General features: G+C 75.4%; 15 protein-coding genes. 10 read left to right on the forward strand and 5 right to left on the reverse strand.

Features of this window, described 5'->3' with window-relative positions; all coding sequences use genetic code 11:
• The first annotated feature begins 123 nt into the window (after positions 1–123).
• Both AB0883_RS15310 and AB0883_RS15315 read left to right on the forward strand, forming a co-directional pair.
• On the forward strand, positions 124–918 hold the full coding sequence (locus tag AB0883_RS15310) for a class I SAM-dependent methyltransferase (protein ID WP_366641804.1): 795 nt from the start codon (positions 124–126) through the stop codon (positions 916–918).
• A 42-nt stretch (positions 919–960) separates the two neighbouring features.
• Positions 961–1515: a Uma2 family endonuclease gene (locus AB0883_RS15315; protein ID WP_366641805.1), complete on the forward strand. Its 555-nt coding sequence runs from the start codon at positions 961–963 to the stop codon at positions 1513–1515.
• A 42-nt stretch (positions 1516–1557) separates the two neighbouring features.
• Here the strand turns inward: AB0883_RS15315 and AB0883_RS15320 are convergent, their stop codons facing one another.
• Positions 1558–3771 (reverse strand): DUF4173 domain-containing protein, encoded by a 2214-nt coding sequence (locus AB0883_RS15320; RefSeq protein WP_366641806.1) that lies wholly within the window; start codon positions 3769–3771, stop codon positions 1558–1560.
• A gap of 624 nt (positions 3772–4395) precedes the next feature.
• On the opposite strand from AB0883_RS15320, the gene AB0883_RS15325 reads away from it, so the two are divergent.
• The 3 genes from AB0883_RS15325 to AB0883_RS15335 are packed head-to-tail and all read left to right on the forward strand — an operon-like array spanning position 4396 to position 5871.
• The gene (locus AB0883_RS15325; RefSeq protein ID WP_366641807.1) at positions 4396–4665 is read left to right on the forward strand and encodes a hypothetical protein; all 270 of its coding nucleotides are present in this window, start codon (positions 4396–4398) and stop codon (positions 4663–4665) included.
• Complete coding sequence (locus AB0883_RS15330; RefSeq protein ID WP_366641808.1) at positions 4665–5702, forward strand: hypothetical protein; 1038 nt, start codon at positions 4665–4667, stop codon at positions 5700–5702. Before AB0883_RS15325 ends, AB0883_RS15330 begins: the two co-directional genes overlap by 1 nt.
• Before the next feature lie 31 nt (positions 5703–5733).
• Entirely contained in the window at positions 5734–5871 is a 138-nt protein-coding gene (locus tag AB0883_RS15335; protein WP_366641809.1) for a hypothetical protein, read from the forward strand.
• Positions 5872–5960: 89 nt separating this feature from the next.
• Here the strand turns inward: AB0883_RS15335 and AB0883_RS15340 are convergent, their stop codons facing one another.
• Positions 5961–7130: an acyl-CoA dehydrogenase family protein gene (locus AB0883_RS15340; protein ID WP_366641810.1), complete on the reverse strand. Its 1170-nt coding sequence runs from the start codon at positions 7128–7130 to the stop codon at positions 5961–5963.
• A 160-nt stretch (positions 7131–7290) separates the two neighbouring features.
• Between AB0883_RS15340 and AB0883_RS15345 the strand changes: the two genes are divergently transcribed.
• The gene (locus tag AB0883_RS15345) at positions 7291–8220 is read left to right on the forward strand and encodes an LLM class F420-dependent oxidoreductase (RefSeq protein ID WP_366641811.1); all 930 of its coding nucleotides are present in this window, start codon (positions 7291–7293) and stop codon (positions 8218–8220) included.
• 52 nt (positions 8221–8272) lie between these two features.
• On the opposite strand, the gene AB0883_RS15350 is transcribed toward AB0883_RS15345, so the two are convergent.
• Positions 8273–8500 (reverse strand): hypothetical protein, encoded by a 228-nt coding sequence (locus tag AB0883_RS15350; protein WP_366641812.1) that lies wholly within the window; start codon positions 8498–8500, stop codon positions 8273–8275.
• 75 nt (positions 8501–8575) lie between these two features.
• On the opposite strand from AB0883_RS15350, the gene AB0883_RS15355 reads away from it, so the two are divergent.
• The gene (locus tag AB0883_RS15355; protein WP_366641813.1) at positions 8576–9142 is read left to right on the forward strand and encodes a hypothetical protein; all 567 of its coding nucleotides are present in this window, start codon (positions 8576–8578) and stop codon (positions 9140–9142) included.
• Positions 9139–10398, forward strand: coding sequence for an FAD-binding protein (locus AB0883_RS15360; protein ID WP_366641814.1), 1260 nt, complete (start codon positions 9139–9141; stop codon positions 10396–10398). Before AB0883_RS15355 ends, AB0883_RS15360 begins: the two co-directional genes overlap by 4 nt.
• A gap of 76 nt (positions 10399–10474) precedes the next feature.
• Here the strand turns inward: AB0883_RS15360 and AB0883_RS15365 are convergent, their stop codons facing one another.
• Positions 10475–11617, reverse strand: a complete 1143-nt coding sequence (locus tag AB0883_RS15365) for a site-2 protease family protein (protein WP_366641815.1) — start codon at positions 11615–11617, stop codon at positions 10475–10477.
• Between the two features lie 273 nt (positions 11618–11890).
• Here AB0883_RS15365 and AB0883_RS15370 point away from each other — a divergent pair, with 273 nt between their 5' ends.
• Both AB0883_RS15370 and AB0883_RS15375 read left to right on the forward strand, forming a co-directional pair.
• Positions 11891–13018 carry a DUF3103 family protein gene (locus AB0883_RS15370; RefSeq protein WP_366641816.1) on the forward strand — a complete coding sequence of 376 codons (1128 nt, stop codon included), beginning with the start codon at positions 11891–11893 and terminating at the stop codon, positions 13016–13018.
• 29 nt (positions 13019–13047) lie between these two features.
• Complete coding sequence (locus tag AB0883_RS15375) at positions 13048–15144, forward strand: prolyl oligopeptidase family serine peptidase (protein ID WP_366641817.1); 2097 nt, start codon at positions 13048–13050, stop codon at positions 15142–15144.
• A gap of 39 nt (positions 15145–15183) precedes the next feature.
• Here AB0883_RS15375 and AB0883_RS15380 read toward each other — a convergent pair whose 3' ends face one another.
• The gene (locus tag AB0883_RS15380; protein WP_366641818.1) at positions 15184–16092 is read right to left on the reverse strand and encodes a L,D-transpeptidase; all 909 of its coding nucleotides are present in this window, start codon (positions 16090–16092) and stop codon (positions 15184–15186) included.
• Positions 16093–16149 lie beyond the last annotated feature (57 nt).

The following is a 16149-nucleotide window of genomic DNA, read 5'->3' on the forward strand; positions in this document are numbered from 1 at the left end:
AGCTGTCGGGGCCGGCGGGGATACGACCGAGTCTGACGGATCGAGTCGGACCGCTGCGTACCGGCCCCACCGGCCCTGGCCTGCCGCCGGCCCGCCACACCGCGTGCGTCGTATCGTCTCCCCATGGCGCACCCGGTCTGGGCGGACGGCAAGGCCTACGAGGCGTACGTGGGCCGGTGGAGCCGCCCCGTCGCGAGGGAGTTCCTGCACTGGCTGGCCGTGCCGCCGGGCCGGCGCTGGCTGGACGTGGGCTGCGGCACGGGCGCGCTCACGTCGACCGTGCTGGCGCTGGCCGACCCGACGCACGTCGCGGCCGTCGACAGCTCGCCAGGCTTCGTGGCGTACGCCCGCGCGGCGGTCCGCGACGCGCGGGCGGCCTTCCAGGTCGGCGACGCCCGGGCGCTGCCGCTGCCCGACCGCTGCGTCGACGTCGTCGTCAGCGGCCTGGCGGTCAACTTCGTGCCCGAGCCGGCGCGCGCCGTCGCCGAGTTCGCCCGGGTCACCCGACCGGGCGGGGTGGTCGCCGCCTACGTCTGGGACTACGCCGGGGGCATGGCGCTGCTGCGTCACTTCTGGGACGCCGCCGCCCTGCTCGACCCCGCCGTGGCCGAACGGGACGAGGGCCGCCGGTTCGCGGTGTGCGACCCGGACTCCCTGCGCGGGATGTGGACCGACGCGGGGCTGACGGCGGTGGCGGTCCGGCCCGTCGACGTGCCCACGGTGTTCGCAGACGTCGACGACTACTGGACCCCGTTCCTCGGCGGTCAGGGCCCCGCCCCGACGTACGTCGCGTCCCTGGCGGCGCCGGACCGCGCCCGCCTGCGCAACCTGCTGGCGGCCCGCCTGCCCGTGGCGCCGGACGGGTCGGTCCGGCTCACCGCCCGGGCCTGGGCCGTCCGGGGCACGGCGCCGGCGTGAGCATCGGCCGGGTTCGTGCTGCTCGTCGCCTAGGGTGGGGCAATGAGCGCTGAGGCCGTCGGCATGCACATGCCCGCCGTCGTGACGCTCAACGATGTCGCGGCGATGAACGCCGCCGACCCGAACGGCCATCGCTACGAGACGAGCCCCGAGCGGGTCCTGTCCGTCATGCCGCCCCCCGACTCGGAGCACGCCGTGATCGCCAGTCGCCTCTTCGCCTGGCTCATCATGGCCGGCTGGCCCGCCGAGCAGGTCCTTCAGGCCGCCGGCATCCGCATTCCCGGGCCGGATGGCGACGGCGGCCGGATCCCGGATCTGACGGTCTGGCGTAAGCCGCCGCCACGGGCGGTCTGGTCCGCCGCGGCCGACGTCGCGTTGGTGATCGAGATCGTCTCGCCGGGGTCGGAGGCCATGGACTCGGTGACGAAGGCGCGGGAGTACGCGGCTGCCGGCATCCCCCGCTACTGGGTGGTGGACCGCGACAGCGGGCAGACCGTCACACTCCACCAACTGGGCGGGCGGGGCGCGTACGAGGAACGGGCCAGGATGCCGCTGGCCTGGCTGCTCCAGACCACGCCGGCCGACCACCTCGACTGACCGACCCCGCCGTCCCCGGTCGACCCGGGGACGGCGGGCCCGTCACCGGCGGCGCTTGGGCAGGTCGAACTGGTCGGCGGCCCTGCAGTCACGCGGGCCGCCGACGGCGCCCGGCCCGGCCCGGTCGAGCGCCGCGCGGGCCCGGACCCGGCCGAGGTTCCAGGCGTGCCAGGGGTCCGGCTCGTCGAGGTCGTCGGCGATCCAGCTCAGCGTGCAGCGGCGCACCGGGTCGGGCAGGCCGGCCAGGGCGGGCGTCGCGTCGGCCGAGAGCGCCCGCAGGTACCAGGCGTCGATCTTCCCCGTCTGCTCGTACCGGGCGATGTTGCGGCGGGCGGCGTAGTCCTCCGGGTTGAGCACGGCCAGGCCCAGCAGCATCACCACGGCGAGCGCCACCGTCGTGCCGGGGATCCAGGCCCCGCGCCAGCGGAGCCCGGCCACCAGGATCATCAGGAACACGGTGCCGAGCAGCAGTTCGAACGCCATCACGAAGAGCCGCTCGCCGGTGAAGCTGTAGGCCTTCTGGTACGTGTACATCCGGGACAGCGCCGACACCACGATGACGAAGCTGAGCACGCTGAGCAGGCCCAGCAGGACCCGCAGCAGGTGGCGCTCGACGGGCCGGTCCCGCCGCGCCCAGCGGGCCACCCCGCCGAGTACCGCCAGCGTCAGCAGGGTGACGACGACGAGCTGCCAGAACCCGCTGCGCGCGTACTCGGCGTAGCTGAGGCCGGCGGTGCGCAGCACGTGCCGCTGCCCGCCGAACAGGACGGTGAACTGCACGGCCACGAAGCCGCCGAACAGCAGCGTCAGGGCGCTGATGGCGGGAGCCCACTCCACGAGGCCGAAGCGGCGCGTACCGGGCCGGTCCACCGTCGACAGGTCGGGCGGGGCGGCCAACGTGTAGACGGCGGCGACGGCGCAGAGGCCGCCCACGGCGGCGAGGAGGATCCAGCGGAACACCGTGCCGACGTTGACCTCGGGAATCATCTCGCCGAGCACCACGGAGAAAGCGCCGTCGGCCGAGGACAGGAGCGCGCCGAAGACGACCAGCGCGGCCAGGGTGGCCGCGGCCGACCCGACGACGCGGCGGACCAGACCCGGGTTCGCCGGGGCGTGCAGGTGCCCACGCACCCACGGCAGCCCTCGCAACGCCGCGAACGGCGCCGCCACCAGGCTGAACAGGATCGAGCGGACGAGCCGGCCGCCCACGATCGCGAGGGTCGCGCAGGCGAGCGCGCCGAGCACGCAGAACGTCACCAGCCACCAGGCGTTGCGGAAGGCCAGGACCGACAGCAGCGCCAAGGCCGCCACCGCCCAGCCGGCGCGGATCCGCCGGTCGGCGCGCGGCAGTTCCGCGCCCGTCCGGCGGACCGCGAGGACCACCGCGACGGTCAGGACGAGCCAGCCGAGGAACCAGCCGATGCCGGTGCGGGTGAGCGGCACGAAGAACGCCAGCCCCAGCGCTCCGGCGAGGATCGCGGCCGGTACGGCCCGGTCCCGGGCGGGCGCCGGCCCCGGCCAGCGCGTGTCGAGGAACGACGGCGGGCGCGGGATCGGCTGGTAGCCGCGGTACGGCGCCGGCGCGCCGGACGGCACCCCGATCCGGTACGGCGCCGGCAGCGGCGCGGCGGCGGGCTGCTGGACGGCGGTTCCCGGCCGGCCGGCGGTGGATGCGTCGGTGCCCGCTCCAGTGGCGGCCGGTGCTCCTGCGGCGGCCGGCGTGGCGGTCGCGGGCGTTCCGGTGGCGGGCGCCGCCCCGCTGGTGGGCTCGTTCGTGGTGGACGCAGCGGGGGCGGTCGGTGCGGCGTCGGCGCCCTCCGGCGGCGGGCCGACGGCCTCAGGTGACGGCGCGGCAGCCGGTGCCGCGGTGTCCGCCGCCGCCACCCTGGCGGTCTGCGTCGGGATGCTCTTCGCCGGCTCGACGACGGACGTCGGGATGCTCGTGGCGGTCGCCTCGGCCGGCCTGGCGGCGGGGGCGGCCGGGGCCGGCGGGTCGGAGGCGACCGGAGCCGCCGTGGGGGCGGCCGGCACCAGCGGGATGAACACCGCGTACCCGCGTGTCCCGGGCGGAATGCTGACGGGGATCGCCCAGGCGGGGGCGCCCTCCGCCCCGGGCCACACCATCGGCGGTGGCGCGCCCTCGGTGGACGGCATGACGAGCAGGTAGGGCGTCGCGCTCCCGGGATCGTCACCGTCGGTGCTTCCGGGGGCCTCGCCGGAACCCGGGGAGCCCGGCACCGGTGGTGGCTGGGTCACGGAACCCCTCCTCGTTAGAACGGTCGGCACACTGTACGGCCGACTCCGGGCCCGCCGCCGCCCCGTGCAACGGTCGGCACCGAGGCGGGCGAACGGAGAGGCGAATAGCGCTCATCCGGCATACCGCCAGAGATTCCGCAAGTAATGCCCGAAGAACGTTCCGTCCGATAACGGACAGGACGCCGAACGCCTTCGCGACGCACTGTTGTAGCAGGTCAGAGGCGTGCGGATGGCGGGCCACAACCCATTCCTAGGGCCCGGCGGAGACAGCACCGTCCCCGCCGACACCGCCGTCACCGAGCCCGACCCCGCGACGGCCCCGGCGTAGCGCAGCGCCGGCCGTCCGCGCACCGCGTGGATCGCACTCCGGCAGGCACCGTCCCGGGTGCCCGGGCGGAAGCCGCCTCGCCGCCAACGACATCGACGTCCCCATCACGGCAGCCACCGGAGCCGCGCGGCAACCCCGAGGCGAGCGCGGCCGGCGAGCCGTACCCACGATCCGTTCCGGGCCCACGCCGTCGCGTGCCCGGCGACCCGGTCGTCGCCCGAGCCATCCTCCCAACCGGCACCGACCGTGGCCACGAGCCGGTCGGTCCGGTCACCCGAGCACGAGAGGAGCCGGCAATGGCCGCTCCCACCGCCACCGCCTCCCTGAACGCCTCCACCTACTCACCCGGCGACCAGATGGTCCTGACGGTCACCTACGGCGACGCCGACACCAAGCCGGTGACCGTCACGATCGTGGTGACCGACGCGCAGGGCAACAGCAGCGCGCCGGTCAGGGTCACCGCCGTCATCGACCCGCTCACCCTCGCCGTCACCGACGACTCCGGCCGCACCTGGACCAAGGCGTCGGACAACGGGTCCGTCGCCGTCTACCGGGCGGTGGCGTGATGCCCCGGGTCACCGTCACGGTGCGCGACAACGGCGGGCGCACCGCCACCGCGACCGCCGACTACACGATCGCGCCGCCGGTGCTGGGCGGCTACTACCTCTCCGGCGGCGCCGACCCGACGGCCGACATGGCGGGCGGCAACTTCCGCTCGCTGACCCAGTACCGCAGCTTCGCCGACGGCTACACCTTCCCCGGCTACCAACGGCCGTGGCTCGTCACGCTCGGCAGGGCCGGGGTGCAGATGAACATGGTGCTGGAGCTGAAGCACTACGGCGCGCCCGACACCGGGCCGCAGACCTTCACCGTGGACGGCGTGACCTACACCGTCCCGGCGCCCGCGATGACCATCCAGCAACGCCCGGGCACGACCTGGCCCCGGGCGTACGGCTACAGCCAGGTCCTGGCCGGGCGCTGCGACGGGCTGTTCGCCCGCGCCCTGTCCCAGTACCGGACCCTGGGCTTCGGGGTGAACATCCAGCTCGCCTCCGAGCTGGACACCGACCACGAGTTCGGCACCACCGAGTCCGGTGTGACCTACCCGTGGGCGCAGTCGGACGCCCGCGCGGTGCAGGCGATGACGTACATCGTGAACTGGTTCAAGGCCCGTCAACTGCCCGCTGGCACGACGTTCTCGGTCGGGGTGGGCGGCTTCGACCGGGCCTGCTTCCAGCGCACCCACCCGGAGGCGCTGATGGCCAAGCTCGACTTCCTCCAGTGGAACGCCTACGCCACCAGCCCCACCCACACGGCGCTGGCCCGGTTCCGCCGGACGAAGGACTGGGCGGTGGCCGACCTCGGCCCCGTCGCCCTCTCCCGCCCGGTGATCATCGCCGAGTGGGGCGTACGGGTGGCGGAGGTGCCGGACCAGGCGGCCTGGATCGCCACCGTGCCGGCCGCCATCGCCCAGCTCAACGCCGAGCGGGGACCACGGATCGCGCGGACCAACTACTTCAACTCGGGCTGGGGCACCCTGTTGCCGAAGTCGACGGGGCTGGCCGCGCTGAGGGCGGCGTACGCCACCCGCCCGTACGTCTGATTCCGCTGGTCCAGCTGCTACCAGGTCAACGGTGAGCGGGGTGCACATCCACCTCGAGGTGATCAAAAAGCACCGCTACTCGTGCTACGTGCACCGCGGTGCGAGCACCGACCTGACCGTGGTGGGCAGGGTCGGCGTGCACCACACGGGGCAGCGGCAGCGCTGCTGATCCGTCGATCGGCGGCGGACGGGTGCCCCGGCTCCGGTCGGAGGCCGGGACACCCATCCGCCGCGCCCACGCGTTGCCTCGCCCCGCCGTCAGTAGGCCAGTTCCACCGGCCGGCCGAGCACCCGCGCGCCGTTGTTGGCGAGCCAGCCCTCGGCCGCCGCGGCGTGCTGACTGAACGTGTGGATGTCGCGGAACCGGCGCTGCAGCGGCGAGGAATCCCGGGCCGCCCCGCCGCCGGCCGCCCGGTAGCAGGTGTCGACCGCGGCGGCGGCCCGCTCGGTCACCCAGGGCAGCGCGGCGGAGATCCGTGGGTGCAGCGCGGGGATCGCCGCCGGGTCGGTGGCGCAGGCCGCCCAGAGTTCGTCGGCCAGGTCCCGCAGCAGCGCCCGGGCCGCCCGTACGTCCAGGTCGGCGCGGCCGAGCTGGAGGCGGAAGGCCGGCGAGTCGGCGAGCGACTGCCGGGCGTAGAGCCGCTGCCGACCGCCCTCGAGCAGCGCGACCATGTCGTCCAGCGCGCCCTGCGCGATGCCGACCGCCACCGCGCCGAGGTGCAGGACGAAGTGGACCAGCGGCGCCACGAAGCCCGGCCCCGGTACGCAGGGCGCGCCGGTGAACAGGTCGAAGCTCTCCTCGGTGGGGCAGAAGGCGTCCGCCACCTCGATGTCGTGGCTGCCGGTGCCGCGCAGGCCGAGCACGTGCCAGGTGTCGTGCACGGTGACCCGGGAGGCCGGGAAGAGCATGGAGCGCACCGCCGGCGGTGCCCCCGCCGGCCCGGGCAGCCGCTCGCCGTCCCCGGTCAGCACGCAGTTGCCGAAGATCCAGTCGGCGTGCCGGGCGCCGCTCGCGAACGCCCACCGGCCGGTGACCCGGAAGCCGCCGTCGACCGGCTCGGCGCGCCCCTGCGGGGCGAACCCGCCCCCGACGACCACGTCCGGCCCGTCGGCGTAGACCTTGTCGAACCGGTCGCGGGAGAGCATCGCCACCAGGTGCGGTGTCTCGGCGCCGATCATCACGGTCCACCCGGTGGAGCCGTCGGCCCGGGCCAGCGCCTCCAGCACCCGCAGCCCGGTGCGCAGATCCGCCTCGTACCCGCCGTGGCTGCGGGGGACGAACATCCGGAAGCAGCCGGCCGCCCGCAGCGAGTCGAGCAGATCGGCAGGCAGGCCCCGGGCCGCCTCGATCTCCCCGGCCCGGCGGGACACCTCCGGGAGTAGCGCGTCCACCGCCCCCGTCAGCCCGTCCCGGTGCTGGTCCTCCATGGGTTCCTCCTCGCCTCGTCGCTCGGCCTCCACTCTGGACCGGCGCGCGGCCCGGGGGCCAGGGACGCCGCTATCGGATGCCCGCCACTTCGCCCGGCCCGGCCGTCCGGGGAAGGACCGGATCGGCGCGCCGGCCCGGCGCGCTCCCTATGCTCGGGGCATGGAACTGCGGATCTTCACCGAACCCCAGCAGGGCGCGACGTACGACGACCTGCTCGCCGTGGCCCGCTGCGCGGAGGAAACCGGCTACGGCGCCTTCTTCCGCTCCGACCACTACCTGAAGATGGGCGCGGTGAGCGGCGACCCCGGTCCGACCGACGCGTGGACCACCCTCGCCGGCCTGGCCCGGGACACCCGGCGGATCCGGCTGGGCACGCTGATGACCGCCGCCACCTTCCGGCTGCCCGGCCCGCTGGCCATCACCGTCGCGCAGGTCGACCAGATGAGCGGCGGCCGGGTCGAGCTGGGCATCGGCGCCGGCTGGTACGCCGAGGAGCACACCGCGTACGGGATTCCCTTCCCGCCGCTGGGGGAGCGCTTCGACCGGCTGGAGGAGCAGCTCGCCGTCGTCACCGGGCTCTGGGCGACGCCGCCCGGCGGGACCTTCGACTTCGCCGGGACGTACTACCCGGTCAGCGACTCGCCGGCACTGCCGAAGCCGGTGCAGGACCCGCGCCCGCCGATCCTGCTCGGCGGCAAGGGCACGAGGCGCACGCCCCGCCTGGCCGCCCGGTACGCCGACGAGTTCAACATGCCGTTCGTCTCGGTCGAGGACACCGCCGCCCAGTTCGCGCGGGTCCGCGCCGCCTGCGCGGAGGCAGGCCGGGACCCGGGCGAGCTGCGCTGGTCCAACGCCCTGGTGCTCTGCTGCGGGCGGGACGACGCCGAGGTGGCCCGGCGGGCCGCCGCGATCGGCCGGGAACCGGACGAACTGCGCGAGAACGGCCTCGCGGGCACGCCCGCCGAGGTGGTCGACAAGATCGGTCGGTACGCCGAGATCGGCAGCGAGCGGCTCTACCTCCAGGTGCTCGACCTGGCCGACCTCGACCACCTGGAGCTGGTCGCCGCCGAGGTGAGGCCCCAGCTCTGAGCCGGCGGGGTGTCCGCCGTCCGGCGGGGCGGCGGACCCGTCGGGCCGGAGGTCAGGCGCGGCCGCCGGCGGCGACCGCCCGGGGCGCCGGCCCCGGATGGGGCACCGGGCGCGGCGGGGGAGTGGGCGGCGGCGCCGGCTTGGGACCGGGCGTGGTGCCCGCCGGGTACGCCCCGACCGGCGGCACGCCCGACGACACCGGTCCGACGCCGGTGGGGTCGATCTCCTCCTCGGAGGGGAACACGTCGCCCCGCGGGGCGGGATCGCGGTAGCTGCTCATCGGCGTAGGGTTCCCCGACGGCGGCGCGGTAACCGTGCCCGATCGACCGGTTTCCGTCCCGCCGGTGGTCGTCGGATGATGCGTCCCGACGACCACGGTGTCGAACGGGGGTACGACATGGAACTGCACCGCAACCGGGGGGCGTTGGTGCTGCCCCTGGCCTGCGTGATCGGTGGCGGGGTGCTGCTGGCGCTGCCGGGGGAGCACGCGCTGCTGCGCCGGCTGGTCGCCGTCGGCGCCGTGCTGCTGGGCGGGGGCGTGCTGGTCGGCCTGCTGCGCCCGTTCCGGTTCGTCATCGGCGCCGACGGCCTGAGCGTCCGCCGCCCCGGGCTGCGCCGCACGATCGCGTGGGCGGAGGTCGCGGCGCTGGCGCTGGCCCGGCCGCCCGCCCGGGAGGGGCTGCCGTCGACGCCGCGACTGCTGCTGGTCCCCGCGCCCGGCGCGTTGGCCGACCTGCCGGCCGACGCGCGCCACCCGGTCGACGGCCGGGCCGCGGTGGAACTGCTGGACCTGGCGCGGGTCCGGGAGAAGCCCGTCGAGGTGGCGGCGGCGCTGACCCGGCACGCCGGGGACCGTTTCGTCGACGCGCTCGGTGGGGCCCCGGCCGCCGACCGGTCCGCCGACCACCACCGCACCCCGTGACCAGCGCCGGGGCCGGGCCGCGGCACAACTGGGCGGGCAACGTCCGCTACGCCGCCCGCCGCCACCACCGCCCCTCCTCCCTCGACGAGCTGCGCCGGCTGGTGGCGGGCAGCGACCGCCTCCGGGTGGTGGGCACCGGGCACTCGTTCAACCGCCTCGGCGACACCGCCGGCGACCTGGTCTCGCTGGCCGGGCTGCCCGCGACCGTCGCGCTCGACCCGGACCGCCGGGCCGTCACGGTGCCGGCCGCCATGCGGTACGGGGACCTCGCGGCCTGGCTGCACGCGCGCGGGTACGCCCTGGCCAACCTCGCCTCGCTGCCGCACATCTCGGTCGCCGGGGCGGTCGCCACCGGCACCCACGGCTCGGGGGAGACGATCGGCAACCTGGCCAGCGCGGTCGCCGGGCTGGAACTCGTCACCGCCGGCGGCGACCTGCTGACCGTGGACAGGGCGGCCGACGGGGACACCTTCGCCGGGATGGTCGTCTCGCTGGGCGCGCTGGGCGTCGTCACCCGGGTCACCCTGGACGTGGTGCCGACCTTCGAGATCCGCCAGCACGTCCGCCTCGGCCTGTCCCGCGCGGCGCTGGACGAGGCGTTCGCGTCGGCGTACAGCGTCAGCGTCTTCACCGACTGGCGGTCGCCGCGGCTGCGGGAGGTGTGGGTCAAGCAGCGCGCGGACGCGGCCCCGCTGCCGGCGGACTGGCTCGGCACGACGGCGGCCGACACGCCGCGGCACCCGGTGCCGGGCATGCCCGCGCAGAACTGCACCCCGCAGCTCGGCGAGCCGGGCCCGTGGCACGAACGGCTGCCGCACTTCCGGCTGGGGTTCACCCCCAGCAGCGGGGCGGAGTTGCAGTCGGAGTACCACGTGCCGCGCGCCTCGGCGTCGGCGGCGCTGGCCGCGCTGGACCCGGTGGCGCACCTGGTCGCGCCGGTGCTTCAGGTCTGCGAGCTGCGGGTGGTGGCCGCCGACGGGCTGTGGCTCAGCCCGAACCACGGGCGGGACAGCCTCGCCATCCACTTCACCTGGACCGCCGACGCGGCGGCGGTGCTGCCGGTGGTGGCGGCGGTGGAGGAGAGGCTCGCGCCGTTCGCGCCGCGCCCGCACTGGGGGAAGGTGTTCGGCCTCGCCCCGGCGGCGGTCGCCGCGGCCCTGCCCCGGTACGCCGACTTCGTCGACCTGGCATGCCGGCTCGACCCGGCCGGCGCGTTCCGCACCGACCTGCTCGACCGCTACCTCCCGCGGTCCTGACGGGCGGACGCCGGGGGGAGCGGCGCGCGGCTGCGCGGGCTGCTGAGGACCCGGCCGCCGTGCGGCCGGCGGCCGGTCAGCGCCGGTCGCCGGCCAGCTGCTCGCGGAGGCTGCCGCGCTGCACCGCCCGGCTGATGTCGCTCGGCGAGACGATCCCGACCAGCCGGCCGTCGGTCACCACCAGGGCGCGGCCGTCGGCGCACTCGCTGAGCCGGGGGAGCAGCTCGTTCAGCGGCTCGTCCGGCCGGGCGAGCACCAGCTCGTCGGCGCGGCAGGCCACCTCGGCCAGCGTGGTGCCGGCCCGGCGGTCCGCCGGGATGCCCCGCACCCGGTCGAGGGTGACCAGGCCGACGGGCCGGTCGTCCTCGGTCAGCGGCAGCGCGGTGTGCCGGTACGCGAAGAGGTAGTGGTCCACGAAGTCGCCCACCGTCATCTGTCCCGACGCGGTCTGCGGCTGCGGCGTCATCACGTCGGCCACCCGGACGCCCTCCAGCGCGCTGCCCATCCGGGCCTGCCGCTCCTCCATGCCGGCGGCGCCGATCAGGAACCAGCCGATCAGGGCCAGCCACAGCCCGCCGAAGCCGACGCCGGCCAGGAACTGCCACAGCCCCAGCCCGATCAGCACCGCGCCGAGCACCCAGCCGGCCCGGGCGGCGACGACCGACGCCTTCGTCCGGTCGCCGGTCGCCTTCCAGACCGCCGCGCGCAGCAGCCGCCCGCCGTCCAGCGGGGCGGCGGGCAGGGCGTTGAAGACCGCCAGCAGCACGTTGATGCCGGCCAGCCAGGCCAGCGAGCCGAGCAGCAGCCCCTCCACCCCGGCCACGGCGAGCACCACCGCGATCGCGCCGAAGAAGAGCCCGATCAGCAGGCTCACCAGCGGGCCGACGCCGGCGATGCGCAGCTCCGCGCCCGGGTCGCGCGCCTCGCCGCGCAGCTCGGCCACCCCGCCGAAGAGCCAGAGGGTGATCCCGCCGACCTCCAGCCCGTTGCGCTTGGCGACGATCGCGTGCGAGATCTCGTGGGCGAGCAGGCCGAGGAAGAAGACCACCGCCGCCGCGAGCCCCGCCAGGACGTACGCGGCGACGGGCCGGTCCGGGTAGGCCCGGGGGAACTGGTTGGCCGACAGCCCCCAGGCGATCAGCGCGAAGATGACCAGGACGCTCCAGTTGACCCCGACCGGTACGCCCGCGATCCGGCCGAGCCGGAAACTCGCCCTCATGTTGGGGTACTACCCGCGATGGCCGCGCCCATGCCGGCGCGGCGCACCGGGCGAGCTGCCCCGTAGCGCGGACGTGCGGCGACCCGGGCGGGGTTCGGTGCCGTTGACCCTTTTGCGGCCCGGCGGGCGGGGGCGTTAACCGCGCACGAGGCTCCGGGGAAGAGCGTCATGGGCGTTGACGACTTATCGATGGACGTATACCTATGTAGTCACAGTCGTCAATCGCTTGGTCGCCGCCACGAGCCGATGGCCGGGAGACGCAGAGGAGTCCACGTGAACCGACGTACCTTCCGCCGGGCCGTCCTGTCGCTCGGCATCGCGACCGCCACGCTGGTCGGGGCGGTCGCCACCCCGGCGTACGCCCGGCCCGACCACCTCGCGCCGGCCCCGGCGGTCGCCAGCCCGGTGTTCGCCATCACCGACGGCGTGGCCCGTCAGGTGGCCCTCACCGGTCGGTCCGAGCTGACCCGGTTGGGCGTCTCCGCCGCGAGTGGCCCGGTCGACCTGCTCGCCGCCGGCGTCGACGCCCGCCTCCTCGGCCAACTCCGCGCCGCCAATCACCGGCTGCTGGCCGCCAAGGGCCTGCCGGGCGGCACCGGTTCGCTGTTGCGGTTGCGGCTGGCCCACCCGGACATGCGCGCGGCACTGGCCCGCGGCGAGGCGCCGCTGGTGGCCGCCACGCCGCCCGACGACTCGGCGACGAGCGTGACCGCGTACGACCGCTCCGGCGCCACGGTGGTGCTGGACGCCGCGCGGGTGCCCCAGCGGCCGGTGCTCGTGGTCGACGTGGACACCGAGCGGGCGCTCACCGCGGGGCTGGCGCTGATGCGCCAGGAGCTGGGCGCGCGGGGCATCGGCGGGACGGCTCCGGCGCGTCCGGCGACCCGCCACTCCGGGGTGACCGCGTCGGCCGGCTACTGGGCCACCCGGGTCGACGCCGTCCGGCTGAACGACGACGAGGAGCCCTGGATCAAGGGGGACGCCGAGATCTACAACCTCGTGGCCGGGTTCGGGCTGGACGGCAAGGTCAAGGTCGACCTCGTGCAGATGCCGTACCTGGACCACGACGGCACCACCTACCAGCCGAACCAGCTGCTGGTGCACTTCTCGGCGTACAAGTACAACCTGGCCGACGTGGTCATGATGGAGGACGACGGGGACACCAACTACGCGGCCCTGGTCAAGGCCATCGCGGGCGCCCTTCTGGTGATCGTGGACGGTGGCGCGTACACCCCGTTGGTCAACGCGATCCTGGACGCCGTGCCCACCTCCTGGTACACCGACGACCCGGACTTCGTGGACGCCTGGTACACCCTGAGCACCGCCAGCAGCGGCCGGAGGCACGGCGCCGCCGCCAACGGCTGGATGGACCTCTCCCCGTACTGGGTCGAGCAGTTCTGACCGGGCCGCTCATCGGGCATAGTGGCGGGGTGGCGAGGCTGACCGACGACAGCGACGACGCGTACCTCTGGCTGGAGGATCTCGACGGCCCGGACGCCGCCCGGTGGGTGCGGGAGCGCAACGCGGAGACCGTGGCCACCCTGACGGCGGGCGACGCGTTCGCCACCCTGCGGGCCGAGATCCGGCAGGTGCTCGACTCGGAGGACCGCATCCCCCAACCCGGGTGGCGCGGGGACCGTCTCTACTACAACTTCTGGACCGACGCGACGCATCCGCGTGGGCTCTGGCGGCGGACGACGCTCGACCAGTACCGCCGGCCGGAGCCGGAGTGGGACGTGCTGCTCGACCTGGACGCGCTGGCCGCCGAGGAAAGCGAGAACTGGGTCTGGGGTGGGGCGACGGTGCTGCGGCCGGGTTACGGGCGCTGCCTGGTCAGCCTCTCCCGGGGCGGGGGCGACGCGGTCGTGGTGCGGGAGTTCGATCTCGACCGCCGCGCCTTCGTCGAGGACGGCTTCACGCTGCCCGAGGCGAAGAGCGCCGTGGGCTGGATCGACGCCGACCAGATCTACGTCGCCACCGACTTCGGGCCGGGAACGCTGACCTCCTCCGGCTATCCCCGGATGGTCCGGCGGTGGCGGCGGGGCACGTCGCTGTCCGAGGCCGAGATCGTCCACGAGGGCCACGCCGACGACGTCGCCGTGTGGGCCTGGCACGACCCGACGCCCGGCTTCGAGCGCGACTTCGTGGGCCGCCGGCTGGACTTCTACCGCTCGGAGCGGTTCCTGCTGACCGCGACCGGCGAGCGGGTCGGCGTCGCCGTGCCGGAGGACGCCGGGTGGGACGTCCACCGCGAGTGGCTGCTGGTCCGGCTGCGCTCGCCGTGGACGGTCGGCGGGGTGACCCATCCCGCAGGAGCACTGCTGGCGACCCGGTTCGACGCCTTCCTCGCCGGCGACCGGGAGCTGACGGTGCTCTTCCGCCCCGACGACCGTACGGCGCTCAGCGGCTGGTCCTGGACCCGTGACCGACTGATCCTGGCCACCCTCGTCGACGTGCGGAGCCGGCTGGAGGTGCTGACGCCCGACGCGGCGGGCTGGCGGCGGGAGCCCCTGCCCGGGGTGCCCGAGTTCGACCACAGCGAGGTCGTCGACACCGACCCGGACAACGACGACGCCTACCTGCTCGCCTCGGAGGGGTTCCTCCAGCCGGCGACGCTGCGGCTCGGGCAGGTCGGCGGCGGGGTCGAGACGCTCAAGCGGGCGCCCGCGGCCTTCGACGCGGACGGCCTGGCGGTACGCCAGTTCTTCGCCGTCTCGGCCGACGGCACGCGGGTGCCGTACTTCGTGGTCGGGGACCCGCACGCGCCCGCCGGGCCGACGCTGCTCACCGGCTACGGCGGCTACGAGATCCCGATGACCCCGCGCTACAGCGGGGTCATCGGCCGGGGCTGGCTGGCCCGGGGCGGCAGCTACGTGGTGGCGAACATCCGGGGCGGCGGGGAGTACGGCCCCGCGTGGCACCGCGCCGCGCTGCGGGAGAACCGGCCCCGGGCGTACGAGGACTTCGCGGCGGTGGCGGCCGACCTGGTGACGCGCGGCATCACCACGCCGGAGCGGCTCGGTGTCGAGGGCGGCAGCAACGGCGGCCTGCTGACGGGGGTGATGCTGACCCGCCACCCGTCGCTGTTCGGGGCGGTCGTCGCCCACGTGCCGGTGCTGGACATGCGGCGCTACCACCGGCTGCTGGCCGGCGCCTCGTGGATGGCCGAGTACGGCGACCCGGACGTGCCGGCCGACTGGGAGTTCCTGCGCCGGTACTCGCCGTACCACAACATCGACGGCGACCGGTCGTACCCGCCGGTCCTGCTCGTCACCTCGACCCGTGACGACCGGGTGCATCCGGGGCACGCCCGCAAGATGGCGGCCCGGCTGCGCGAGCACGGCCACGAGGTGTCCTACTACGAGAACGTCGAGGGCGGGCACGGCGCGGCGGCGAACAACGAGCAGCGCGCCTTCGTCTGGGCGCTGACGCTGGAGTTCCTGTGGCGCACGCTCGCCGGGCAGGCGCGCCCGCCCCTGCCGCGCCGGTCCTCGCCGGCCGGCACGGACGAGCGGGTCGCCTCCTGACCCCGGCGTGACGCGGGCGACGGTCGGTGCCGGGCGGCGTCAGGCCGTCGGGGGCGGGGCGGGCAGCTCGTCGACCACGACCACCTCGGTGCCCGGGCGGACCTCCGCCAGCAGTTCCCGTTGCCCGCTCTTCGTCAGCCGGATGCAGCCGTTGGTGGTGTTCCTGCCCAGCTCGCCGTCGTGGTACCAGCTGTGGATGCCGATGTGCGCGCCGCGCAGGCCCGGCGGCACCGAGTCGGGGTCGTCGGGCACCGAGCCGAGGGCGTAGATGTCGACGCCGCCGTACACGCTCTCCGGCGGCGGGGTGCGACCGAGGATGAAGGTCCGGCCCAGCGGGGTCTCCTGGCCGCGCTGGCCGAGGCTGACCTCCCAGCTGCGGACGGCCCGGCCGGCGCGGTACCAGGTGAGTCGGTGGTGCCTGCGCTCCACCACGATCTGGTCGGGCAGCGCCACGGTGGTGTGGCCGCCGGGCGGCAGCCAGGCGAGCGTGCGGTTGGCCGACGGGAGCAGCACCGCCGTCCAGCCGGCCTGTCGCCGGGCGATGGGCATGGTCAGCTCGACGCCGCTGAGGGTGGGGTCGAGGAAGGCCAGCGGCCGGCCGCCGGGGGCGGTGTAGGCCGCGATCCGGCGGGTCGGGTGCAGACCCTCGGCCAGCGGCGTGGTGTCCAGGGTGTCCGGGTCGGCCGGGAAGCCGGTGGGCGCCGGGCCGTAGTCGACCACCGGCAGGTCGTCCGGCGCGGGCGCGGCGAGGGGCACCCGCTCCGGGGCCGCGCTGGTCGGGGCCGCGCTGGTCGGCGCGGGCGGCCCGACGACGACCGGCGGCGCGGTGGGCGCGGCCGAAGGGGTCAGCACCCAGCCGGTGGCCCCGCCGGCCAGCAGGAGCAGGGGTACGCCGACGGCGACGGCCAGCGTGCGGACGCGTCGCCGGTTCATTCGGTCAAAACGCACGAACCAACTGTAACGGGCAAACGACGGCCAAACCCCGCCCCGACCGAATGTCGGTCG

Origin of the sequence: Micromonospora sp. NPDC047812 (assembly GCF_040704175.1) — a bacterium.
Taxonomy (GTDB): domain Bacteria; phylum Actinomycetota; class Actinomycetes; order Mycobacteriales; family Micromonosporaceae; genus Micromonospora.

What these genes read in the sequence shown, in the direction of transcription:
- AB0883_RS15365 (WP_366641815.1), bottom strand. Translation starts at nt 11,617, where the DNA reads ATGAGGGCGAGTTTCCGGCTCGGCCGGATCGCGGGCGTACCGGTCGGG.
- AB0883_RS15315 (WP_366641805.1), top strand. Translation starts at nt 961, where the DNA reads ATGAGCGCTGAGGCCGTCGGCATGCACATGCCCGCCGTCGTGACGCTC.
- AB0883_RS15330 (WP_366641808.1), top strand. Translation starts at nt 4,665, where the DNA reads ATGCCCCGGGTCACCGTCACGGTGCGCGACAACGGCGGGCGCACCGCC.
- AB0883_RS15310 (WP_366641804.1), top strand. Translation starts at nt 124, where the DNA reads ATGGCGCACCCGGTCTGGGCGGACGGCAAGGCCTACGAGGCGTACGTG.
- AB0883_RS15355 (WP_366641813.1), top strand. Translation starts at nt 8,576, where the DNA reads ATGATGCGTCCCGACGACCACGGTGTCGAACGGGGGTACGACATGGAA.
- AB0883_RS15345 (WP_366641811.1), top strand. Translation starts at nt 7,291, where the DNA reads ATGGAACTGCGGATCTTCACCGAACCCCAGCAGGGCGCGACGTACGAC.
- AB0883_RS15325 (WP_366641807.1), top strand. Translation starts at nt 4,396, where the DNA reads ATGGCCGCTCCCACCGCCACCGCCTCCCTGAACGCCTCCACCTACTCA.
- AB0883_RS15350 (WP_366641812.1), bottom strand. Translation starts at nt 8,500, where the DNA reads ATGAGCAGCTACCGCGATCCCGCCCCGCGGGGCGACGTGTTCCCCTCC.
- AB0883_RS15340 (WP_366641810.1), bottom strand. Translation starts at nt 7,130, where the DNA reads ATGGAGGACCAGCACCGGGACGGGCTGACGGGGGCGGTGGACGCGCTA.